General features: G+C 71.9%; 13 protein-coding genes. 12 read left to right on the forward strand and 1 reads right to left on the reverse strand.

What is annotated here, in order from left to right:
* Positions 1–50: 50 nt before the first annotated feature.
* The 10 genes from ACG83_RS15480 to ACG83_RS15525 all read left to right on the forward strand — a co-directional run bounded on the left by ACG83_RS15480 (position 51) and on the right by ACG83_RS15525 (position 15,960).
* Entirely contained in the window at positions 51–1,400 is a 1,350-nt protein-coding gene (locus tag ACG83_RS15480) for a folylpolyglutamate synthase/dihydrofolate synthase family protein (RefSeq protein ID WP_054566908.1), read from the forward strand.
* Positions 1,401–1,599: 199 nt separating this feature from the next.
* Complete coding sequence (gene ndk, locus ACG83_RS15485; protein WP_006542688.1) at positions 1,600–2,013, forward strand: nucleoside-diphosphate kinase; 414 nt, start codon at positions 1,600–1,602, stop codon at positions 2,011–2,013.
* Positions 2,014–2,555: 542 nt separating this feature from the next.
* Entirely contained in the window at positions 2,556–3,587 is a 1,032-nt protein-coding gene (locus ACG83_RS15490) for a rod shape-determining protein (protein WP_006542689.1), read from the forward strand.
* A 112-nt stretch (positions 3,588–3,699) separates the two neighbouring features.
* On the forward strand, positions 3,700–4,692 hold the full coding sequence (gene mreC / locus ACG83_RS15495; RefSeq protein WP_054566909.1) for a rod shape-determining protein MreC: 993 nt from the start codon (positions 3,700–3,702) through the stop codon (positions 4,690–4,692).
* A gap of 7 nt (positions 4,693–4,699) precedes the next feature.
* Positions 4,700–5,236 (forward strand): rod shape-determining protein MreD, encoded by a 537-nt coding sequence (gene mreD, locus ACG83_RS15500; RefSeq protein ID WP_054567254.1) that lies wholly within the window; start codon positions 4,700–4,702, stop codon positions 5,234–5,236.
* On the forward strand, positions 5,233–7,539 hold the full coding sequence (gene mrdA / locus ACG83_RS15505) for a penicillin-binding protein 2 (RefSeq protein ID WP_054566910.1): 2,307 nt from the start codon (positions 5,233–5,235) through the stop codon (positions 7,537–7,539). Before mreD ends, mrdA begins: the two co-directional genes overlap by 4 nt.
* Before the next feature lie 111 nt (positions 7,540–7,650).
* Positions 7,651–8,886: a rod shape-determining protein RodA gene (gene rodA / locus ACG83_RS15510; protein ID WP_054566911.1), complete on the forward strand. Its 1,236-nt coding sequence runs from the start codon at positions 7,651–7,653 to the stop codon at positions 8,884–8,886.
* 99 nt (positions 8,887–8,985) lie between these two features.
* A complete protein-coding gene (locus ACG83_RS15515; protein ID WP_054566912.1) occupies positions 8,986–11,022 on the forward strand; it encodes a TIGR03960 family B12-binding radical SAM protein in 2,037 nt (678 codons plus the stop codon).
* Positions 11,006–11,767, forward strand: coding sequence for a TIGR03936 family radical SAM-associated protein (locus ACG83_RS15520; RefSeq protein ID WP_054566913.1), 762 nt, complete (start codon positions 11,006–11,008; stop codon positions 11,765–11,767). The genes ACG83_RS15515 and ACG83_RS15520 overlap by 17 nt, the downstream gene beginning before the upstream one ends.
* A 230-nt stretch (positions 11,768–11,997) precedes the next feature.
* Positions 11,998–15,960: an Rne/Rng family ribonuclease gene (locus tag ACG83_RS15525; RefSeq protein WP_369812889.1), complete on the forward strand. Its 3,963-nt coding sequence runs from the start codon at positions 11,998–12,000 to the stop codon at positions 15,958–15,960.
* 183 nt (positions 15,961–16,143) lie between these two features.
* Here ACG83_RS15525 and ACG83_RS15530 read toward each other — a convergent pair whose 3' ends face one another.
* Positions 16,144–16,809 carry a hypothetical protein gene (locus ACG83_RS15530; protein WP_054566915.1) on the reverse strand — a complete coding sequence of 222 codons (666 nt, stop codon included), beginning with the start codon at positions 16,807–16,809 and terminating at the stop codon, positions 16,144–16,146.
* Positions 16,810–17,427: 618 nt separating this feature from the next.
* On the opposite strand from ACG83_RS15530, the gene rplU reads away from it, so the two are divergent.
* Together rplU and rpmA are read left to right on the forward strand one after the other, a co-directional pair.
* Positions 17,428–17,745, forward strand: a complete 318-nt coding sequence (rplU, locus tag ACG83_RS15535) for a 50S ribosomal protein L21 (RefSeq protein WP_006543759.1) — start codon at positions 17,428–17,430, stop codon at positions 17,743–17,745.
* A 4-nt stretch (positions 17,746–17,749) separates the two neighbouring features.
* Positions 17,750–18,040: a 50S ribosomal protein L27 gene (rpmA, locus tag ACG83_RS15540; protein ID WP_054566916.1), complete on the forward strand. Its 291-nt coding sequence runs from the start codon at positions 17,750–17,752 to the stop codon at positions 18,038–18,040.
* The last annotated feature ends 29 nt before the right edge of the window (positions 18,041–18,069 follow it).

Genomic DNA, 18,069 nt, shown 5'->3' on the forward strand with positions numbered 1-18,069 from the left:
TGTCTCCCGCGGCGAAGAGGCCGCTTCGGTGATGCCATAACCTCGGCACCGTGACAGACGTGAGCACGGGGAACCCGCCGGACGACGCTGCCGGCCTCGCCAGGGTGGAGAAGGCGCTCGCCGGGCGGTTCCCGCACCGGATGCTTCCCGATCTGGAGCGGATGCGGGATCTCGTGGACCTGCTGGGGCATCCCGAGCGGTCCTTCCCGTCGATCCACATCACCGGGACGAACGGCAAGACCTCCACGGCCCGGATGATCGACGCCCTGCTGCAGGCGTTCGGCCTGCGCCCCGGCCGCTACACCTCGCCGCACCTGGAGACGGTCACCGAGCGGATCAGCATCAACGGCACCCCCGCGAGCGCGGAGGTGTTCGCCCGCGCCTACGACGACGTGATCCCGTACGCCGAGCTCGTCGACACCCGGCACGCCGAGCGGGTCACCTTCTTCGAGCTGCTCACCGCGATGGCGTTCTCCGCCTTCGCGGACGCGCCGGTGGACGTCGGCGTGATCGAGGTCGGGATGGGCGGCACCTGGGACGCGACGAACGTCATCGACGCCCCGGTCGCGGTGATCACGCCGGTCTCGCTGGACCATCCGGAGCTCGGCTCGACGGTCGAGTCCGTCGCGGCGGAGAAGGCCGGCATCATCCGGCCGGACTCGCTGCTCGTGCTGGCCCAGCAGCAGCTGCCCGCCGCGGAGGTGCTGCTGCGCCGGGCCGCCGAGCTGGGCGCCACGGTCGCCCGGGAGGGCCTGGAGTTCGGTGTCGTCGGCCGGCGGGCCGCCGTCGGCGGGCAGATGCTGACTCTGCGCGGGCTCGGCGGGACCTACGAGGAGGTCTTCCTGCCGCTGCACGGCGTGCATCAGGCGCACAACGCGGCGGTGGCGCTGGCGGCAGTCGAGGCCTTCCTCGGCGGTGGGCAGAACCAGCTGGACGCCGATGCCGTGCTCGCCGGGTTCGCCCAGGCGAGTTCGCCGGGCCGGCTTGAGGTGGTCCGGCGTTCGCCGACGATCGTTCTGGACGGCGCGCACAACGTCGCCGGTGCCGAGGCCCTCGCGGCCGCGGTCGACGAGGCCTTCGGCTTCGAGTCCCTCGTCGGTGTGGTCGCCGTCCTGGGCGACAAGGACGCGGATGGCATCCTCGCCGCGTTGGAGCCGGTCTTCAGCAGCGTCGTGATCACGCAGAGCACCTCGCCGCGGGCGATGCCGGCGGACGATCTGGCGGCGGTCGCGGTGGATGTCTTCGGCGCCGACCGGGTCGAGGTGGCGCTGCGCCTGGACGACGCGCTGGACGCCGCGGTGCGCCTGGCCGAGGAGGAAGGCGAGCTGGGCGGCACCGGAGTGCTGGTCACCGGCTCACTGGTGACGGTGGGGGAGGCCCGCCGTCTCCTCGGCCGCTGACCACCGGCCGCTGACCGGCCGCTGACCGCGGCAGCCGCCGCACCGTCGCGCCACTCCGACGGGTGGTCTCGGGGGAGTGCGCGCGCCGGTCCGGATCGTGGACCCTGTAGGTTTGCCAGGGGCCAACCGGTCGCGCCAGTAGCCGCGGACCGTCCGGCCATCCGCGTCAAAGATGACGAAACGAGTCTGAAGGAGTCCCGTGTCCTCCGAGCGCACCCTCATCCTGGTCAAGCCCGACGGCGTCAGCCGTGGCCTCATCGGTGAGGTCATCGGTCGTCTCGAGCGCAAGGGGCTGAAGATCGTCGCCCTGGAGCTGCGCACGCTGGAGCGCTCGGTCGCCGAGACCCACTACGGCGAGCACGCCAGCAAGCCCTTCTTCGGCGAGCTGGTCGACTTCATCACCTCTGGTCCGCTGGTCGCCCTGGTGGCGGAGGGCCCGCGGGCGACGGAGGCCGCGCGTGGCCTCATCGGCGCCACCGACCCGGTGAAGGCGGTCCCCGGTTCGCTGCGCGGTGACTTCGCGCTGGAGATCGGCCAGAACCTCGTGCACGGCTCGGACTCGCCGGAGTCGGCCAAGCGCGAGATCGACCTGTTCTTCCCCGGCCTGAGCTGACCTGCCGGCACCGGGTGCCCCGTCCTCACCCCTGGTGGGTGGCGGGGTTCCACCGGCGCGGGTGAGCCGCCGGACGGGCGTGGCCTCGTCGAGGTGCTCACCCGGCCGCCGGCCGCCCTGGTCGGCCCGGTGTCTTCGGGTGTTCCGTCGCCGATCGGGGGAAGTCTCGTCCCTGCCGGGTGCCCGATCGGCGGCGGTCCGCCGCTGACCTGCCACCCGTCCACGGATGATGTGAAGCCGGGCGGCGTGCCGCGCGTGCCCCGGTGCGTGTGGGGTGACACGCTTCCCGGTCGGCTCGGCGACGTCGTCGGGGGCGGTCTACGCTTTCACCTACCCGGAGCGTGCCCGGTGGCTCGCCGTAATCGCCGTACCGGCGGTCACGGTGAACGGGTCCACACGAGGCGCATCCGGGCCGTCCCGCCCGTTCGACGAACTCTGTACGCGTTTCGCGCGTTGGTCGGAGAAGGGCCGGTCGGTGTCGTCCGCGTGCGCCGTCCGGATCCGTCCCACCTCGCGCCCCTCGGGAAGGCCGGCACCCGACGATGTCCAGTTCGCTGTCGTTCCTCGGTCGTGACATGGCCGTCGACCTCGGTACCGCCAACACGCTCGTCTACGTCCGTGGCCGGGGCATCGTGCTCAACGAGCCCAGTGTCGTCGCGATCAACACCACGACCTCGGGAATCCTCGCCGTCGGAACCGACGCGAAAAGAATGATCGGCCGTACTCCGGGCAACGTGGTGGCGGTTCGCCCACTGAAGGACGGCGTCATCGCCGACTTCGAGACCACCGAGCGGATGCTGCGGTACTTCATCCAGAAGGTGCACCGGCGGCGTCATTTCGCCAAGCCCCGGCTGGTGGTGTGCGTCCCGTCCGGCATCACCGGTGTGGAGCAGCGCGCGGTGAAGGACGCCGGCTACCAGGCCGGCGCCCGGAAGGTCTACATCATCGAGGAGCCGATGGCGGCGGCGATCGGCGCCGGCCTACCGGTGCACGAGCCGACCGGCAACATGGTCGTGGACATCGGTGGCGGCACGACCGAGGTCGCGGTCATCTCGCTGGGTGGCATCGTCACCAGCCAGTCGATCCGCACCGCCGGCGACGAGCTCGACACGGCGATCATCTCCTACGTGAAGAAGGAGTACTCGCTGATGCTCGGCGAGCGGACCGCCGAGGAGATCAAGATGGCGATCGGCTCGGCGCACAAGGTGCCGGACGAGCCGAGTGCCGAGATCCGTGGCCGTGACCTGGTCACAGGCCTGCCCAAGACCATCGTGGTGACCGCCGAGGAGATCCGCAAGGCCATCGAGGAGCCGGTGAACGCGGTGATCGACGCAGTCAAGGTGACCCTCGACCGGTGCCCGCCGGAGCTGTCCGGCGACATCATGGACCGCGGCATCGTCCTGACCGGCGGCGGTGCGCTGCTGCGCGGGCTGGACGAGCGGCTGCGGCACGAGACCGGGATGCCGATCCACATCGCGGAGAACCCGCTGCATTCGGTGGCGATGGGGTCGGGCAAGTGCGTCGAGGAGTTCGAGGCGCTGCAGCAGGTCCTCATCTCCGAGCCGAAGCGCTGACGGCCCGCGCGGCGCGGCCGGTGGGGACCGGGCCGCGCCCTCGGCGGCGTGCGGCGGTATGGGAGTGCGGTGACAGGAGTGTGGCGGTGGCAGGCGGCGATGGAGGACCGACGTGGGACGTGACACCAGGCGCTCCCGTCTCGTCATCGCCGTCCTGCTCGTCCTCGCGTTCACGCTGATCACGCTCGACTACCGGACCAGCGACTCGGCGCCCGGTGCCCGGGGGGTGCTGCATTCGATCGTGGGCGGGGTCGAGAACGCGGTGACCACGGTGACCCGGCCGGTCGGCCGAACGGTGTCGTCGCTGACCCACCCGAACCGCTACCACGATCGCGCCGACCGGCTCACCGAGGAGAACGCGCAGCTGCGTCGGCAGATCTCCGACGACGCCGAGATCGACCGGTTGGCCGGTGAGCTCTCGGATCTGCGCCTGCTCGCCGACAAGGGGCAGTACACGATCGTGCCGGCGCGGGTCATCGCGGTCGGTGACGTCACCGGGATGGACTGGACGGTGACGATCAATGCCGGCCGCCGCGACGGCCTCGCCGTGGACAAGGTGGTCGTGAACGCGGCCGGCCTGGTCGGGACGGTCACGTCGGTCACCGACAGCACCGCGGTCGTCAAGCTGATCTGCGATCCGAGCAGCCGCATCGGCGCGCGCCTGGAGCAGACCAAGCTGCTCGGCGCGGTCGCTGGTGGCCAGGGTCCGTCCACTCTGACCTTCACCCTCTATGACGCCTCTTACCAGGTGCAAAAGGGTGACCGATTGGTTACGTTTGGTAGTCTCGACTATGTGGCGGGAGTGCCGATCGGCGAGGTGACCGAGGTGGTGGATGTCGGTGGCCTCTCTCGTACCGCGGAGGTCCGCCCCTTCGTCTCGATCGGCACGCTCGACCTGGTCGGCGTGATCGTCGGTGGCCCCGCCGCCGACCCGGGTGACCGGGTGCTCCCGCCCCGCGCGGTGCCGGGCTCCGGCGCGGCCGGCTCCACCGACGGCCAGGCGCCGAGTGGGCAGGCGCCCGCCGGCCAGGCGCAGAGCGGTGGGGCGCCGGCCGGGCAGGACCCGGCCGGCGGGGGAGCTCCGGCGGCCCAGGGCGCGGGGTGACGCGGCGGTGTGGGATGGCGGGTTCTCCGAGGAACGGCTGCATCCGCGTGCCTTCGCGGCCGCGGTCGCGCTGCTGGCCGTCGCCGTCGTCCTGCAGGTGTCGGTGGTGGCCCGGCTCGGCGCCCCGCTCGGCCGCCCCGATCTGGTGATCGTGCTGCTGGCGATCGTCGCGCTGATCGAGGGCCCGCTGCTCGGCGCGGTGCTCGGCTTCGTCATCGGGCTGCTGGCCGATCTGATGTCCACCCACGTGCTCGGGCAGACGGCCCTGGTGCTGTGCCTGGTCGGGTATCTCGCCGGCCTGGTGATGAACGCGGCGGAGCGTTCGATCACCGTTCCGCTCGCCACCGTGGGAGCCGCGGCGGTGTTCGGCACCCTCGGGAACGCCGCGGCGACCGCGATCCTGGGCGACGCGGCGCTCACCGGCGCCCAGGCCCTCGAACGGGCCGCCGCCGCCGGTCTCTACGCGGTGCTGGTGACCCCGTTCCTGTTCCCGATCGCCACGGCCGCCTCCCGCCGCCTGCACCGGGATCGGGGGCGGCTGTGAACGACCGGATGCGGATCCGGCTGCTCATCCTGCGAGTGCTCGTTCTCTCCCTGCTGGTGACGCTGGGCGCCCGGCTGTGGGTGCTGCAGATCCTCGACGGTGAGCGGTACCGCAGGGTCGCCGAGACGAACCGGGTCCGGGAGGTCGTCACCCCGGCGACCAGGGGAATGATCGTGGATGACCAGGGGCAGCCGCTGGTCCGAAACCGCACGTCCCTGGTCATCTCGGTGAACCGGTCGACCATCGACCGGCAGTCCGACAAGGGCCGGGCCGTCCTGGACCGGCTCGCCAACGTGATCGGCATGCCGCGGGCCGACATCGAGCAGCGCATCCGATTCTGCTCGGCCACGGTGAAGGCGCCGTGCTGGAACGGCTCCCCCTACCAGCCGGTTCCGGTGGCGAAGGACGTCTCCTCGGCGCAGGCGCTCGCGGTGATCGAGCATCCGGACCGCTTCCCCGGGGTTTCGGCGGATCTGCAGGCCGTCCGCGAGTACCCGAACGGTTCGCTCGCGGCCCACGAACTGGGCTACCTCGCGCCCGTCTCCCAGGACCAGCTCGACGCCCAGGGCGGTGAGAAGGGCTACCACCTCAACAGCCTGATCGGTGTCTCCGGGCTGGAGTACACCTACGACGACGCGCTGCGCGGGGCGGACGGCGTCGAGCGCCTGGAGGTGGACCGGTTCGGGCGGGTCGCCGGCACCGCCTCCACGACGGACCCGGTCAGTGGCGACCACCTGGTGCTCAACCTGGACCTCGACGTGCAGCGGGCCGCCGAGCAGGCGCTCGGGAAGACGCTGGAGTCGCTCGGCGGTGGCGCCAGGGCGGCGTCGGCCGTCGTCCTGAACGTGCGTACCGGCGGCGTGGTCGCGCTCGCCAGCCTGCCGACCTACAACCCGTCGGTGTTCGTCGGCGGCATCTCCCAGAAGGACTACTCCGCGCTGTCCGACCCGGCGAACGGCACGCCGCTGCTGTCGCGTGCCTACCAGGGCTCGGCCGCGGCGGGCTCGACGTTCAAGGTCGTCTCCACCGCGGTCGCGATGCAGCAGATGGGCGCCAAGGGCGACGAGAAGTTCGACTGCGCGCCGACGCTGCAGGTCGGTGACCAGATCTTCCACAACTTCGACGGGTCGTCGGCCGGCCCGATCACGCTGCACCAGTCGCTGGTCATCTCCTGCGACGTCATCTTCGACAAGTTCGCCTACGACGCCTGGGTCGCCGACGGCGGTCTGCGCAACGGCCGCGGCCCGTACCCGGAACCGAAGGAGTACTTCGTCCACATGGCCGAGGCCATGGGGTTCGGCAGCCGCACCGGGATCGACCTGCCCGGGGAGACCTCGGGCGCCGTCGTCGACCGGGCGGACGCGAAGAAGATCTGGGAGGAGCTGAAGGACTCGTACTGCCGGCGGGCGCAGAACGGCTATCCGGAGGAACCGGACCCGGTCAAGGCGGAGCGGTACCGCAAGTACGCGGCCGAGGCCTGCGTCGACGGCTACCTCTACAACGCCGGTGCGGCCGTGCAGTTCTCCATCGGCCAGGGCCAGTACCTCTCCGTCAGCCCTTTGCAGCTCGCCACCGCCTACGCGGCCATCGCCAACGGTGGCACGCTCTACCAGCCCACGCTCGCGAAGGCGACCATCTCCCCGGACGGCAAGCGGACGAAGCTCGTCGAGCCCACCGTCACCGGCCATCTGCCCGTCTCGCCGGAGATCCTCGCCTATATCCGGGGCGGCCTGCAGGGTGTGACCACCGAGGCCGGTGGCACCGCGGCGGGTGTGTTCGCGGACTGGCCCAGCGATCTCGTACCGGTCGGAGGCAAGACCGGTACCGCCGAGGTCGAGGGCAAGGGCGACACCTCCTGGTTCGCCTCGTTCGCCCCGGCGAACGATCCCCAGTTCGTGGTCGTGGTGAGCATTCCGGAATCCGGGACCGGTGCGGAGTACGCGGCGCCCGTCGCCAAGGAGATCTACAAGGCGCTCTACGGCGTCGGCCAGCCAGCGGCACTGCCCGGCGGCGTGCCGCCCGCCGACCTGCCTGAGCTGGGCCGGGACGGAAGCTTCGGCGGTGGTGCGGGCGCGACCGCCGGCCCGGCCCCGTCGGCGCAGGGCGCGGCTGGGCAGGGCACGGTGGTTCAGGGTGCGGTGGTCCAGGGTGCGGTGGCACCGGGCGTGGCGGGCCCCGAGGCGGCCGCGGCCGGCGCGGTGCTGCCCGCGCTGTGGCCTGCCTCGGGGCCGGCCGCCCACAGCGGAACCGGGCCGGCCGCAGCGACGTCCGCCGCGGGCGGCGCGGGCCGTTCCCCGCCGTGACCGTGGGCGCTCGCGCGCCAGCCGCCTGTGCGTGCACGCACGCACGCACGCCGATCATCGCCACCAGCACGAACAACCCGCCGACGTCGACTGCCACACAGGGGAGGGGCGATGACGCAGGACCCCGGCCCCACCGCGCTGCGGTCGTCCCCGGTCCTCGTCCGGGGGCGGATCGGGCAGCTGCGGGATCGGGCCTCCGGGCGGCACTCGCCATTGCGGCGCCTCGACTGGCCGCTCCAGATCAGCGTGGTCGCGCTCGCCCTGATCGGTGCCCTGCTGGTCTGGTCGGCAACCCGGCAGCGGATGGAGGAAGCGGGCAGCGACCCGCAGACCTTCCTCAAACGCCACCTGCTGAACCTCGCGATCGGTCTGGTGCTCGGCGCCGCCGCGACCGTGGTCGACTACCGGATCCTGCGGGCGTACGCGCCGTTCGTCTACCTGGGCTCGCTCGTCGGGCTGGTGGCCGTGCTGCTCGTCGGCACCACGGTGAACGGCGCGCACTCGTGGATCGTGCTGCCAGCCGGGTTCCAGCTGCAGCCGTCGGAGTTCGCGAAGGTCGCGCTCGTCGTCGGCGTGGCCATGATCCTCGGCGAGAAGCACGAGGACCGGCACACCGGCATCCGCCGCGGCGAGCCGGGGCATGGTGACGTCCTGCTCGTGCTGGGCCTCGCCGTCATCCCGATGGGGCTGATCATGCTTCAGCCGGACTTCGGGACGGTCATGGTGCTGGTGTTCGTGACTCTCGGGATGCTGGCGGTGAGCGGCGCCCCGCGGCGCTGGGTTCTCGGGCTGGTCCTGTGCGGGGTGCTGTTCGGCGGCGCGATCCTGCAGTTCCACCTGCTCAAGCCCTACCAGGAGGCTCGGCTCACCTCGTTCGTCTCGGAGAACAAGGCGACGTCGTCCAGCGGCTACAACGTCGACCAGGCGATGACCGCGATCGCCAACGGGGGCGTCACTGGCCGCGGGCTGTTCGAGGGCCAGCAGACCCAGGGCCAGTTCGTGCCCGAGCAGCAGACCGACTTCGTCTTCAGCGTGGCGGGGGAGGAGCTCGGGTACCTCGGCGCCGGCGGGGTGATCGTGCTGCTGGGCGTGGTGCTCTGGCGAGCGCTCACGATCGGGTTCCAGTCCCAGGACTCGTTCGGAGCGCTGATCGCCACCGGTGTGGTCTGTTGGTTCACCTTCCAGATCTTCGTCAATATCGGTATGTGTCTGGGCGTGATGCCGGTGACCGGGCTACCGCTGACGTTCCTGTCCTACGGTGGCTCGTCGATGTTCGCGAACATGGTCGCGGTTGGTTTGCTGCAGAATGTCCGTCTACGTTCCAGGTCGGACCCGTACGCGCTCTGAGGGCGTCCCGGGTCATCTCCCGGGCAGGCCTGCGGGTCGCGACAAGGTGCGTCGCCGGGGCCCGGCCGAGCCTCGGCGTGGTGCCGTAGGCTCGCGGACATGCCCGGACAGTCGCTGTTCCCTCTCTTGGAGCCACTGCTCCCACGGGTCCGGAAGCCGGTCCAGTACGTGGGTGGTGAGGGGAACTCGGTCGTCAAACCTTGGGACGACACCACCGTCCGCTGGTGCCTGATGTACCCGGACGCCTACGAGGTCGGCATTCCGAACCAGGGTGTGCAGATCCTCTACGAGATCCTGAACGAGCAGCCGGACGTCCTGGCCGAGCGCACGTACTCGGTCTGGCCGGACCTTGAGGCGCTCATGCGTGAGCATGGCATCGCGCAGTTCACGGTGGACGCGCACCGCCCCGTCGGTGACTTCGACCTGTTCGGGGTCAGCTTCTCCACCGAGCTCGGCTACACGAACCTGCTCACGGCGCTCGACCTGGCCGGGATCCCGCTGCATGCCGCCGACCGGGGCGACACCTCGCCGGTGGTCGTGGCCGGTGGCCACGCGGCGTTCAACCCCGAGACGATCGCGGACTTCGTTGACGCCGTGGTGCTCGGCGACGGTGAGCAGGCCGTCCTGCGGATCACCGACGTCACCCGGGCGTGGAAGGCCGAGGGCTCGCCCGGCGGGCGCGGTGAGCTGCTGCTCAGGCTGGCCCGCCTCGGCCTGGTCTACGTGCCGGCCTTCTTCGACGTGACCTATCGGCCGGACGGCCGGATCTCCGCCGTGACGCCCACCCGGGACGACATCCCGGCCCGCCCGTCCAAGCACACGCTGACGGATCTCGACTCCTGGCCGTATCCGAAGGCCCCGCTGGTCCCGCTCGCGGAGTCCGTGCACGAGCGGATGAGCGTGGAGATCTTCCGCGGTTGCACCCGTGGATGTCGCTTCTGCCAGGCGGGCATGATCACCCGGCCGGTTCGGGAGCGCAACATCGCGACGGTCGGGGCGATGGTCGACGCGGGGCTCGCGGCCTCGGGCTTCTCCGAGGTCGGCCTGCTGTCACTGTCCAGCGCGGACCACAGCGAGATAGGCGAGATCGCCAAGGCGCTGGCCGACCGTTACGAGGGCACGAACACGTCGCTGAGCCTGCCCTCGACCCGGGTGGACGCCTTCAACGTGACGCTGGCCAACGAGTTCTCCCGCAACGGTCGGCGCAGCGGCCTCACCTTCGCCCCCGAGGGCGGCTCGGAGCGCCTGCGCAAGGTCATCAACAAGATGGTCAGCGCCGAGGACCTCATCCGCACCGTGAGCACGGCCTACGCGCACGGCTGGCGCCAGGTGAAGCTGTACTTCATGTGTGGTCTGCCCACCGAGACCGACGAGGACGTGCTGGAGATCGCGGACCTCGCTCGTGAGGTCATCCGGGCGGGCCGGAAGGCCAGCGGTCACCGGGACATCCGCTGCACCGTGTCGATCGGGGGATTCGTCCCCAAATCGCATACTCCGTTCCAGTGGGCCGGTCAGGCCTCGTACGAGGTGACCGACCACCGCCTCAAGCTGCTGCGGGACACCGTGCGTGCCGATCGTGAGGTCGGGCGGGCGATCGGGTTCCGGTACCACGACGGGCGTCCGGGCATCATCGAGGGCCTGCTGGCCCGCGGTGACCGCCGGGTCGGTCGGGTGATCGAGCGGGTGTGGCGCGAGGGGGGCCGCTTCGACGGCTGGAGCGAGTACTTCTCGTTCGCGCGCTGGGAGGCCGCGTGCGAGGCGGAGCTGGGCCCGCTGGGCGTCTCGCTGGACTGGTTCACCACCCGGGAGCGCGACGAGCGCGAGGTCCTGCCGTGGGACCACCTCGACTCCGGCCTCGACCGGGACTGGTTGTGGGCCGACTGGCAGGACGCGCAGCGCGAGGCGGAGCTCGACGACTGCCGGTGGACTCCCTGCTACGACTGCGGTGTCTGCCCGACGATGGGCACCGCGAACGAGATCGGCCCCACCGGGCGCACGTTGCTCCCGGTGGTCTCGGTGGCGAGCACCCCTGCCCCGGCGGCCTCCACAACAGCCTCGGCTGTCTCACCTTCGGACGCTTCCTCTTCGGTTGCCTCCCCCTCGAGCATGGTGCCGGCCCGTGCCTCGTCAACCTGAGGGCCCACCGCCGCCCCCGGTCGTGGCACGCATCCGGGTGCGCTTCGCCAAGCGGGGAAGGCTGCGCTTCCTCTCCCATCGCGACATCGCCCGGGCCTTCGAGCGTGGCCTGCGCAGGGCGCGGCTGCCGGTCGCGCTCTCCGCCGGCTTCAGCCCCCATCCCCGGCTCTCCTGGGTTGGTGCCGCGCCCACCGGTGCGGCCAGCGAGGCGGAGTACGTCGAGATCGCCTTCTCCGCGCCGGTCACTCCGAGGTGGGTGCACGAGGCGCTGGACGCGGCACTTCCGCCCGGTCTCGATGTGGTCTGTTGCGTCGAGGCGCAGGGGCGGGCGCTTCCCGACCGCGTCGACGCCTCACGCTGGCAGCTTCGGCTACCCGGCGTGGCTCTGGCAGAGCTGGGCGTGGCCGTTCCTGCGCTCCTGGCGCGGGAATCGCTGGTCGTCGAGCGGGTGACCAAGGACGGCAAGCGTGAAGTTGATGTGCGCGGGGCCGTGGTCTGGGCCGTTTGCCGTGCAGAGAACGACACCTGTGCGATACTGGACGTGGTCGTACGGCACACGACGCCCGCCGTTCGACCCGACGATGTGCTGACCGCCCTTTCCGCGGTCGCTGTTCTCAGCGTTCCGGTGCCACCCGAGCCGACACGGCTCGAACAGGGCCGATTGCGCGAGGATGGAACGCTGGCGGACCCGCTGGCGCCGGACCGCGATGAGGCTGCCCGGCCGGCAGGTCGACTCGAAGCGTGATGAGGGTGTCGCAGGATTGCCGGCGGTGCGAACCGCCGGACCGAGACAGCGGCTTCTGCGCGGTCGCGACTGCTGACGCAGCGCGCCCGGGAGCCCGAAAGGCTTTATAACCCGTGCCCGCCGAAGACCAGACCACCGAAGAGCAGACCGCGTCCGAGTCCGCAGCCGTGCGGCCGACACGTCGGCGACGTGCCGCCGGCCGGCCCGCTGGGCCGCCACCGGAAGCGGCCGTGCCCGTACCCGCAGCCGAGCCGGAGACAGTCCCGGCCGGCTCCGGGGAGTCCAGCGCAGCGGCGCCTGCCGGCCAGGCCGCTGCGGCCATCTCGCCGTCCGAGCCCGCGGCGTCGGTTCCGGCCGACGATGCCGCGGTGACGCCGACGGCACCATCCCAGCCAGCCGACGACACCGCAGGCCCGACGCCGGAGGCGGCGCCAGCCAAGCCGGCGCGACGCGCGGCCACCCGGCCACGGCGGGCGTCCCGCGCGGTCAGCGAGGCCGTGGTGGGTTCCGCCGACCCGGCCGCCGCAGCCGACCAGGCCGCCGGACCCGCCCCGGCTTCCGACCCGGCCGCCACGTCCGCCTCCTCCACCGCCGCCATCGATGCCGGTCCGACCGCTGGTATCGGAGCGGGTCCGACCGCTGATGCCGTACCGGTCGCCGTGGCCGAGAAGCCGACCCGGACCCGCCGTCGAGCAGCCCGGTCATCGGGCACTGCCGAAGCGGGCACGAGCAAGCCGCCCGCGGGCAGCGACGGCGGCGAGACCACCGACGCCGCGGCTGCTGCTGCTGCGTCCGAGTCGTCCGCGGTTCCCGAGGCATCCGCGGCTTCCAAGACGTCTGCTGACACTGCGTCTGCTGACACTGCGTCTGCTGACGCTGCGTCTGCTGACACTACGGAGCGCGGTGAGGTCGCCCCCGCCGTGACCAAGCCCCGGCGTTCCCGTGCTCGTCGCACTGCCACGAAGGTCGAGCCGGTGGAACCGGCCCAGCCGTCCGAGCCGGGCGCCGGCGGTCCGTCGGCGACATCGGGCGGAGGGTCCGACGTGGTGGCGGCGTCGGATGCCGAGGCATCCGCGGTCGCCGAGCCGGCCGCACCGGTCGGAGCTGCCGACACAGCCGGTACCGAAGCGCCCGTCAGTACCGATCCGACTGTCAGCACCGGCGCACCGATCAGCGCCGAGGCGCCCGCGGGCGAGAGCGGCCCGGCCGACGAGTCCATGGCGCCGGCCGCGGCCGACGCCGTGACCGCTTCGGTGGTCCAGCCTGGGCCGGCCGCGAAGGCGGGGTCCGGCGAGGCCGGGCCCGACGAGGTCAGCGCCGGTGGCGACACGACCGCTCCTCCGGCCACCGCGGCCGCGGACGCGTTCGCGGCCGCTGGTCCGCAGCCGGCCACGGCAGGGGAGACGGCCCAGCGTCCGGCGCGTCGGCGTTCGCGGCCGGTCACCCCGACCTGGACCAGCGGCGCCGAGGTCGAGATCCCCGCTGCGGCAGCCAAGACACCGGCCCGCCGACCGGTTGCCATGATCATGTTCCAGCAGCCCGAGGTGGCCGCGCTCGACGAGTGGACGCGCCGCCGAGGCCGCAGTGAGCCCACGAGCGACGAGGCACCCGCGACCGGCCTGGGCCGGGCTGGCGACGGTGGCGCGATCGCGGCGCAGGACGATTCCGCGCCCGACGATGTGGCCGCCGAGGAGGCCACCGACCTCGATGAGCTCACCGCCACCGACGCGGCTCCGGAGGACGAGCCGGACGCGTTCGAGCACGATGCCTTCGTGTCCGCCGACACGGACCTGGAGTCGGACGCCGACGAGACCGGTCTCGGTGGAACCCGTCGCCGCCGCCGTGGCCGCCGCGGTCGCGGTCGGGCCCGAGGCGAGGACGAGTTCGGCGAGACCTCCGAGGACGACGGCGGCGAACCGGACGAACAGGACCGGGAGCACGCGGAGGCGGAGGAGCGCGAGGTCACGCCTGGCCGTCGCCGCTCCCGGCGCACCGGGACGCGCGGGTCGTACGACGGCTCGGGCGCCGCGGACGCGGAGGCGGAGCACGGCGCCGACGAGGACGCGGACGAGGACGCCGCGTACACCGTCGAGGACGGCGCGGATGACTCCGCCGACGACGGCTCCGACGACGACGGGTCCGACGACGAGCAGGCCGGCGGCTCCCGCCGGCGGCGCCGTCGTCGGCGGCGGTCCGGGGTCGGTGAGGCCGCGCCGATGGCGGACGACCCGCCGAACACCGTGGTCCATGTCCGTGAGACCCGTAAGGACGACGACCTCGTCCGCGGGGTGAGCGGTTCGACCCGGCTGGAGGCGAAGCGTCAGCGCAGGCGGGAAGGCCGGGACAGCGGCCGTCGCCGGGCGCCCATCGTCACCGAGGCGGAGTTCCTCGCCCGGCGCGAGTCGGTCGAGCGGCGAATGGTTGTCCGGCACCACGGCGACCGCACCCAGATCGCGGTGCTCGAGGACGGCGTCCTGGTCGAGCACTTCGTGACGCGGGCGAGCTCGACCTCGTACGCGGGCAACGTCTACCTGGGCCGGGTCCAGAACGTGCTGGCCAGCATGGAGGCGGCCTTCGTCGACATCGGCAAGGGCCGCAACGCCGTCCTGTACGCCGGTGAGGTCAACTACGACGCCTCCGGCCTCGACGGGCGTCCGCGCAAGATCGAGCAGGTGCTGAAGTCCGGCCAGTCGGTCCTGGTCCAGGTTTCGAAGGACCCGATCGGGCACAAGGGCGCCCGGCTGACGAGCCAGGTCAGCCTGCCCGGCCGTTACCTGGTGTACGTGCCGGACGGGCAGAACGCGGGTATCAGCCGCAAGCTGCCGGACACCGAGCGGGCCAGGCTCAAGAGCATCCTCAAGAAGATCACCCCGGAGAACGGTGGAGTGATCGTCCGCACCGCGGCGGAGGGCGCGAGCGAGGCCGAGCTGGAGCGCGATGTCGAGCGGCTGGTCGCGCAGTGGGAGGACATCCAGCGCAAGGCGCAGAAGGCGAGCGCGCCATCGCTGCTCTACGGGGAGCCCGACCTCGTGGTCCGGGTCATCCGGGACGTCTTCAACGAGGACTTCACCGAGCTGATCGTCCAGGGTTCGACCGAGGCGGCGACGGTCGAGGAGTACGTCGACACGGTCGCTCCCGACCTGCGGGACCGGGTCCGCCGCTATGTCGGCACCGGCGACGTCTTCGCCGAGTACCGGGTGGACGAGCAGCTCGCGAAGGCGCTGGACCGCAAGGTCTGGCTGCCCTCAGGTGGCTCACTGGTGATCGACCGCACCGAGGCGATGACCGTCATCGACGTCAACACCGGGAAGTTCACCGGCAAGGGTGGGAACCTCGAGGAGACGGTCACCAAGAACAACCTGGAAGCCGCGGAGGAGATCGTCCGGCAGCTGCGGCTGCGCGACATCGGCGGCATCATCGTCATCGACTTCATCGACATGGTGCTGGAGAGCAACCGCGAACTGGTGCTGCGGCGGCTCACCGAGTGCCTGGGCCGGGACCGGACCCGCCACCAGGTCGCCGAGGTGACCAGCCTTGGTCTGGTGCAGATGACGCGCAAGCGGGTGGGGCAGGGCCTGCTGGAGGCATACAGCGAGCCCTGCGCGCACTGCAGTGGGCGCGGCGTGACGATTCACCTCGACGGCGCCCACGCGCACGCGGGACCCCAGCAGGTGCCCGCACCGCCCGCGCAGGCGAGCGCTCCGGCCGGGCGTCGGGGCAGGCAGGCGGCGAAGAGCGGCGGCCCGGCCATGGTCGCGGCCGCGGCCGGCACCGCCGCGGTGCCGGCATCGCCTGACGGTCACGTGGAGACGGCGACGCCGTCCGCGGTCCCGGCGGCGCAGCCGGCGTCACCCGACGGCGCGCACGGTGCCGGTGCCGGTGGCGCCGACCAGGGCTCCGTGCCGGGGCACGAGGCTGTGCGGCCGGAAGCGGCGCCGACGGCCGAGGGCCTCGACGAGCTGGCGGCGGTCGGCGCGGCGAGCGGACCGGTGGTACTCACCGGATCCGGCGAGCGGGAGAGCACAGTCTTCGCCAACACCGACGATCCGGACAGCGTTCTGCACGCGGCGGCCAACGGGACGAGCGCCTCGCAGGGCGCGGAGAAGCCAGCACGCACCAGGCGGCGCCGGGCCTCCCGGCCGGTGTCGAAGCCGGCCGAATCCCTCCAGCCGTCCGAGGCGGCCGGAAGCTGACCAGAGCGGCTGGGCGTGTTCCCGCGTGTCCGCGCGGAACACGCCCAGCCGCTTCTTCTTTTTCCTCGCAGGGCTTCCATGCCCTGGTGCATCGCGGGCCTTCGGGGGCACGGTCACCGAGGCGAGCGGCCACGATCTCGGCTGGCTTGGCGAATCTCGGCTGGCCGGCGGCCCGCCGCGGACTCAGGACAGCGGCGACAGGTCCCGACCGACGGTCGTGGGAGCGACGGCCGCGGGCGTGGCCCGGACGAAGCCGTGGCAGCCGCGCTGGCGCACCAGTTCGTCCAGGGTCGCGCGGGACCGTCGTAGCGCGCCGTCCAGCGCCTGACGCGCTCGGGGCTCGTCACCCATCTGCAGCGCGTAGGAGGCGACCACCAGGGTCTGCACCAGATCGTCCTGAGCCGAGAGCGGATCGAGCGGGCGCCCCTCATCGGCCGAAGTCCCCGAGGCCGAGACAGCAGGGTCAGCCGAGGCAGCTGGGTCAGCCGGGATCGCTGGTGCGGTCGCGGCCGGCTCGGGGCCGGCGGTGACGGGCCTGGCGGTGACGGGCCTGGTCAGGCCGCGCCCGTGCAGCGCGAGCCAGCCGGCCGCCGTGGCTGTCAGCAGCGCCCATACCGCCCTGGCCCAGGCGGGGGGATCGATCAGGTCGTTGAAGACCAGCTCCGCCGTGACCAGCGCGACCACGATGGACAGCACGCCGATGGCCGCGGCAGGCGTGCCGGCCGCGGCAGCGCCGCTGGTTGCCTCGGCGCGGCGGCCGGAAGCCGCTGTGAGCAGGAAGCCGCAGACGGCCAGGAGCGCCGTGACGGTGGCCACGCTCGCCGCCCACGTCACGTGCTGCCAGGTCAACGTCTTCTTCCTTCTGGTTGGCCGTGGGTTCGCACGGCGGCTGTGGACCGCGCCGCGGCGGAAGTGCCCGCTGCGGGGGACCCCACATGTTCGCCGTGCCCACGGCGCGCGGCCATGGCCCGTCCGAGTCATGGCCGGGATGGCCTCTTCGGTGGCTGTCTATCGCCCATGCCCAGCTCTGCCTGTGTCTTCCCGTGTCCTCCTGTCGTTCGCTGGTTGACATTCGGCGGCCGGGTGGGGGTCCTGTCTGGGGGTCCGGGGGTCCTGTCCAGGGGTCGGTCGGGTGAAATCGGGCCCTCGGGTGCGGGCCTTTCTCACCCCCGCGCGGATGACCTGTAAGGTGGACGGACACGGGACAGGCGCGTGCTCGCGATGTCGCCCCTTGTCGGGCTCCCAAGCTTGTCGGGCTGCAAGGCCCTGTCAGGTTCGGAGCCCTGTCGGGTTCGATGTCGCGCGGCCAGCATGGTCCCCGGCTCCGGGATGTTCTGGGCACTTCGAGTGCTCCAGAGGCCCGGCAGGCCGGGTGGCATGGTGGTCTGACGCGAGCGCCGGGCACCGTGAGCAGACGTGGCGGACCGCCATAGCGGTCCATGCGGGATCCAACAGCAGGGAGATCTGGTGTACGCGGTCGTTGCCAGCGGCGGCAAGCAGCACAGGGTCGCCGTCGGCGATGTCGTCGACGTCGAGCTCCTCTCCGGTGAGCCAGGCGCGGCCGTGAAGCTTCCGGCGGTGCTCCTGGTCGACGGTGAGTCGGTCACCCACGACGCTGACGCGCTTGCGTCCGTCGCGGTCACGGCCGAGGTCGTCGAAGTCGTCAAGGGTCCGAAGATTCGGATCCACAAGTTCAAGAACAAGACCGGTTACCACAAGCGCCAGGGCCATCGCCAGAAGTACACGCGCCTGAAGGTGACCGGGATCGAGACGGGGAAGGCCTGACGAGATGGCGCATAAGAAGGGCGCGAGCTCCTCGCGCAACGGCCGTGACTCGAACGCGCAGCGGCTGGGCGTCAAGCGTTTCGGTGGGCAGCTCGTCAAGGCCGGTGAGATCATCATCCGCCAGCGGGGCACCCACTTCCACCCCGGTGACCTGGTCGGTCGCGGCAAGGACGACACGCTGTTCGCCCTCGCTCCCGGCTATGTCGAGTTCGGCCGCAAGCGTGGCCGGCGGGTCATCAGCATCGTCGCGGTCCAGGGCGAGCAGAGCGAGCAGAAGGTCGCGGTCAGCGCCTGACCTGACGGCACGGCCGCAGTAGTTGTCTG

Origin of the sequence: Frankia sp. R43 (assembly GCF_001306465.1) — a bacterium.
GTDB lineage: Bacteria > Actinomycetota > Actinomycetes > Frankiales > Frankiaceae > Parafrankia > Parafrankia irregularis.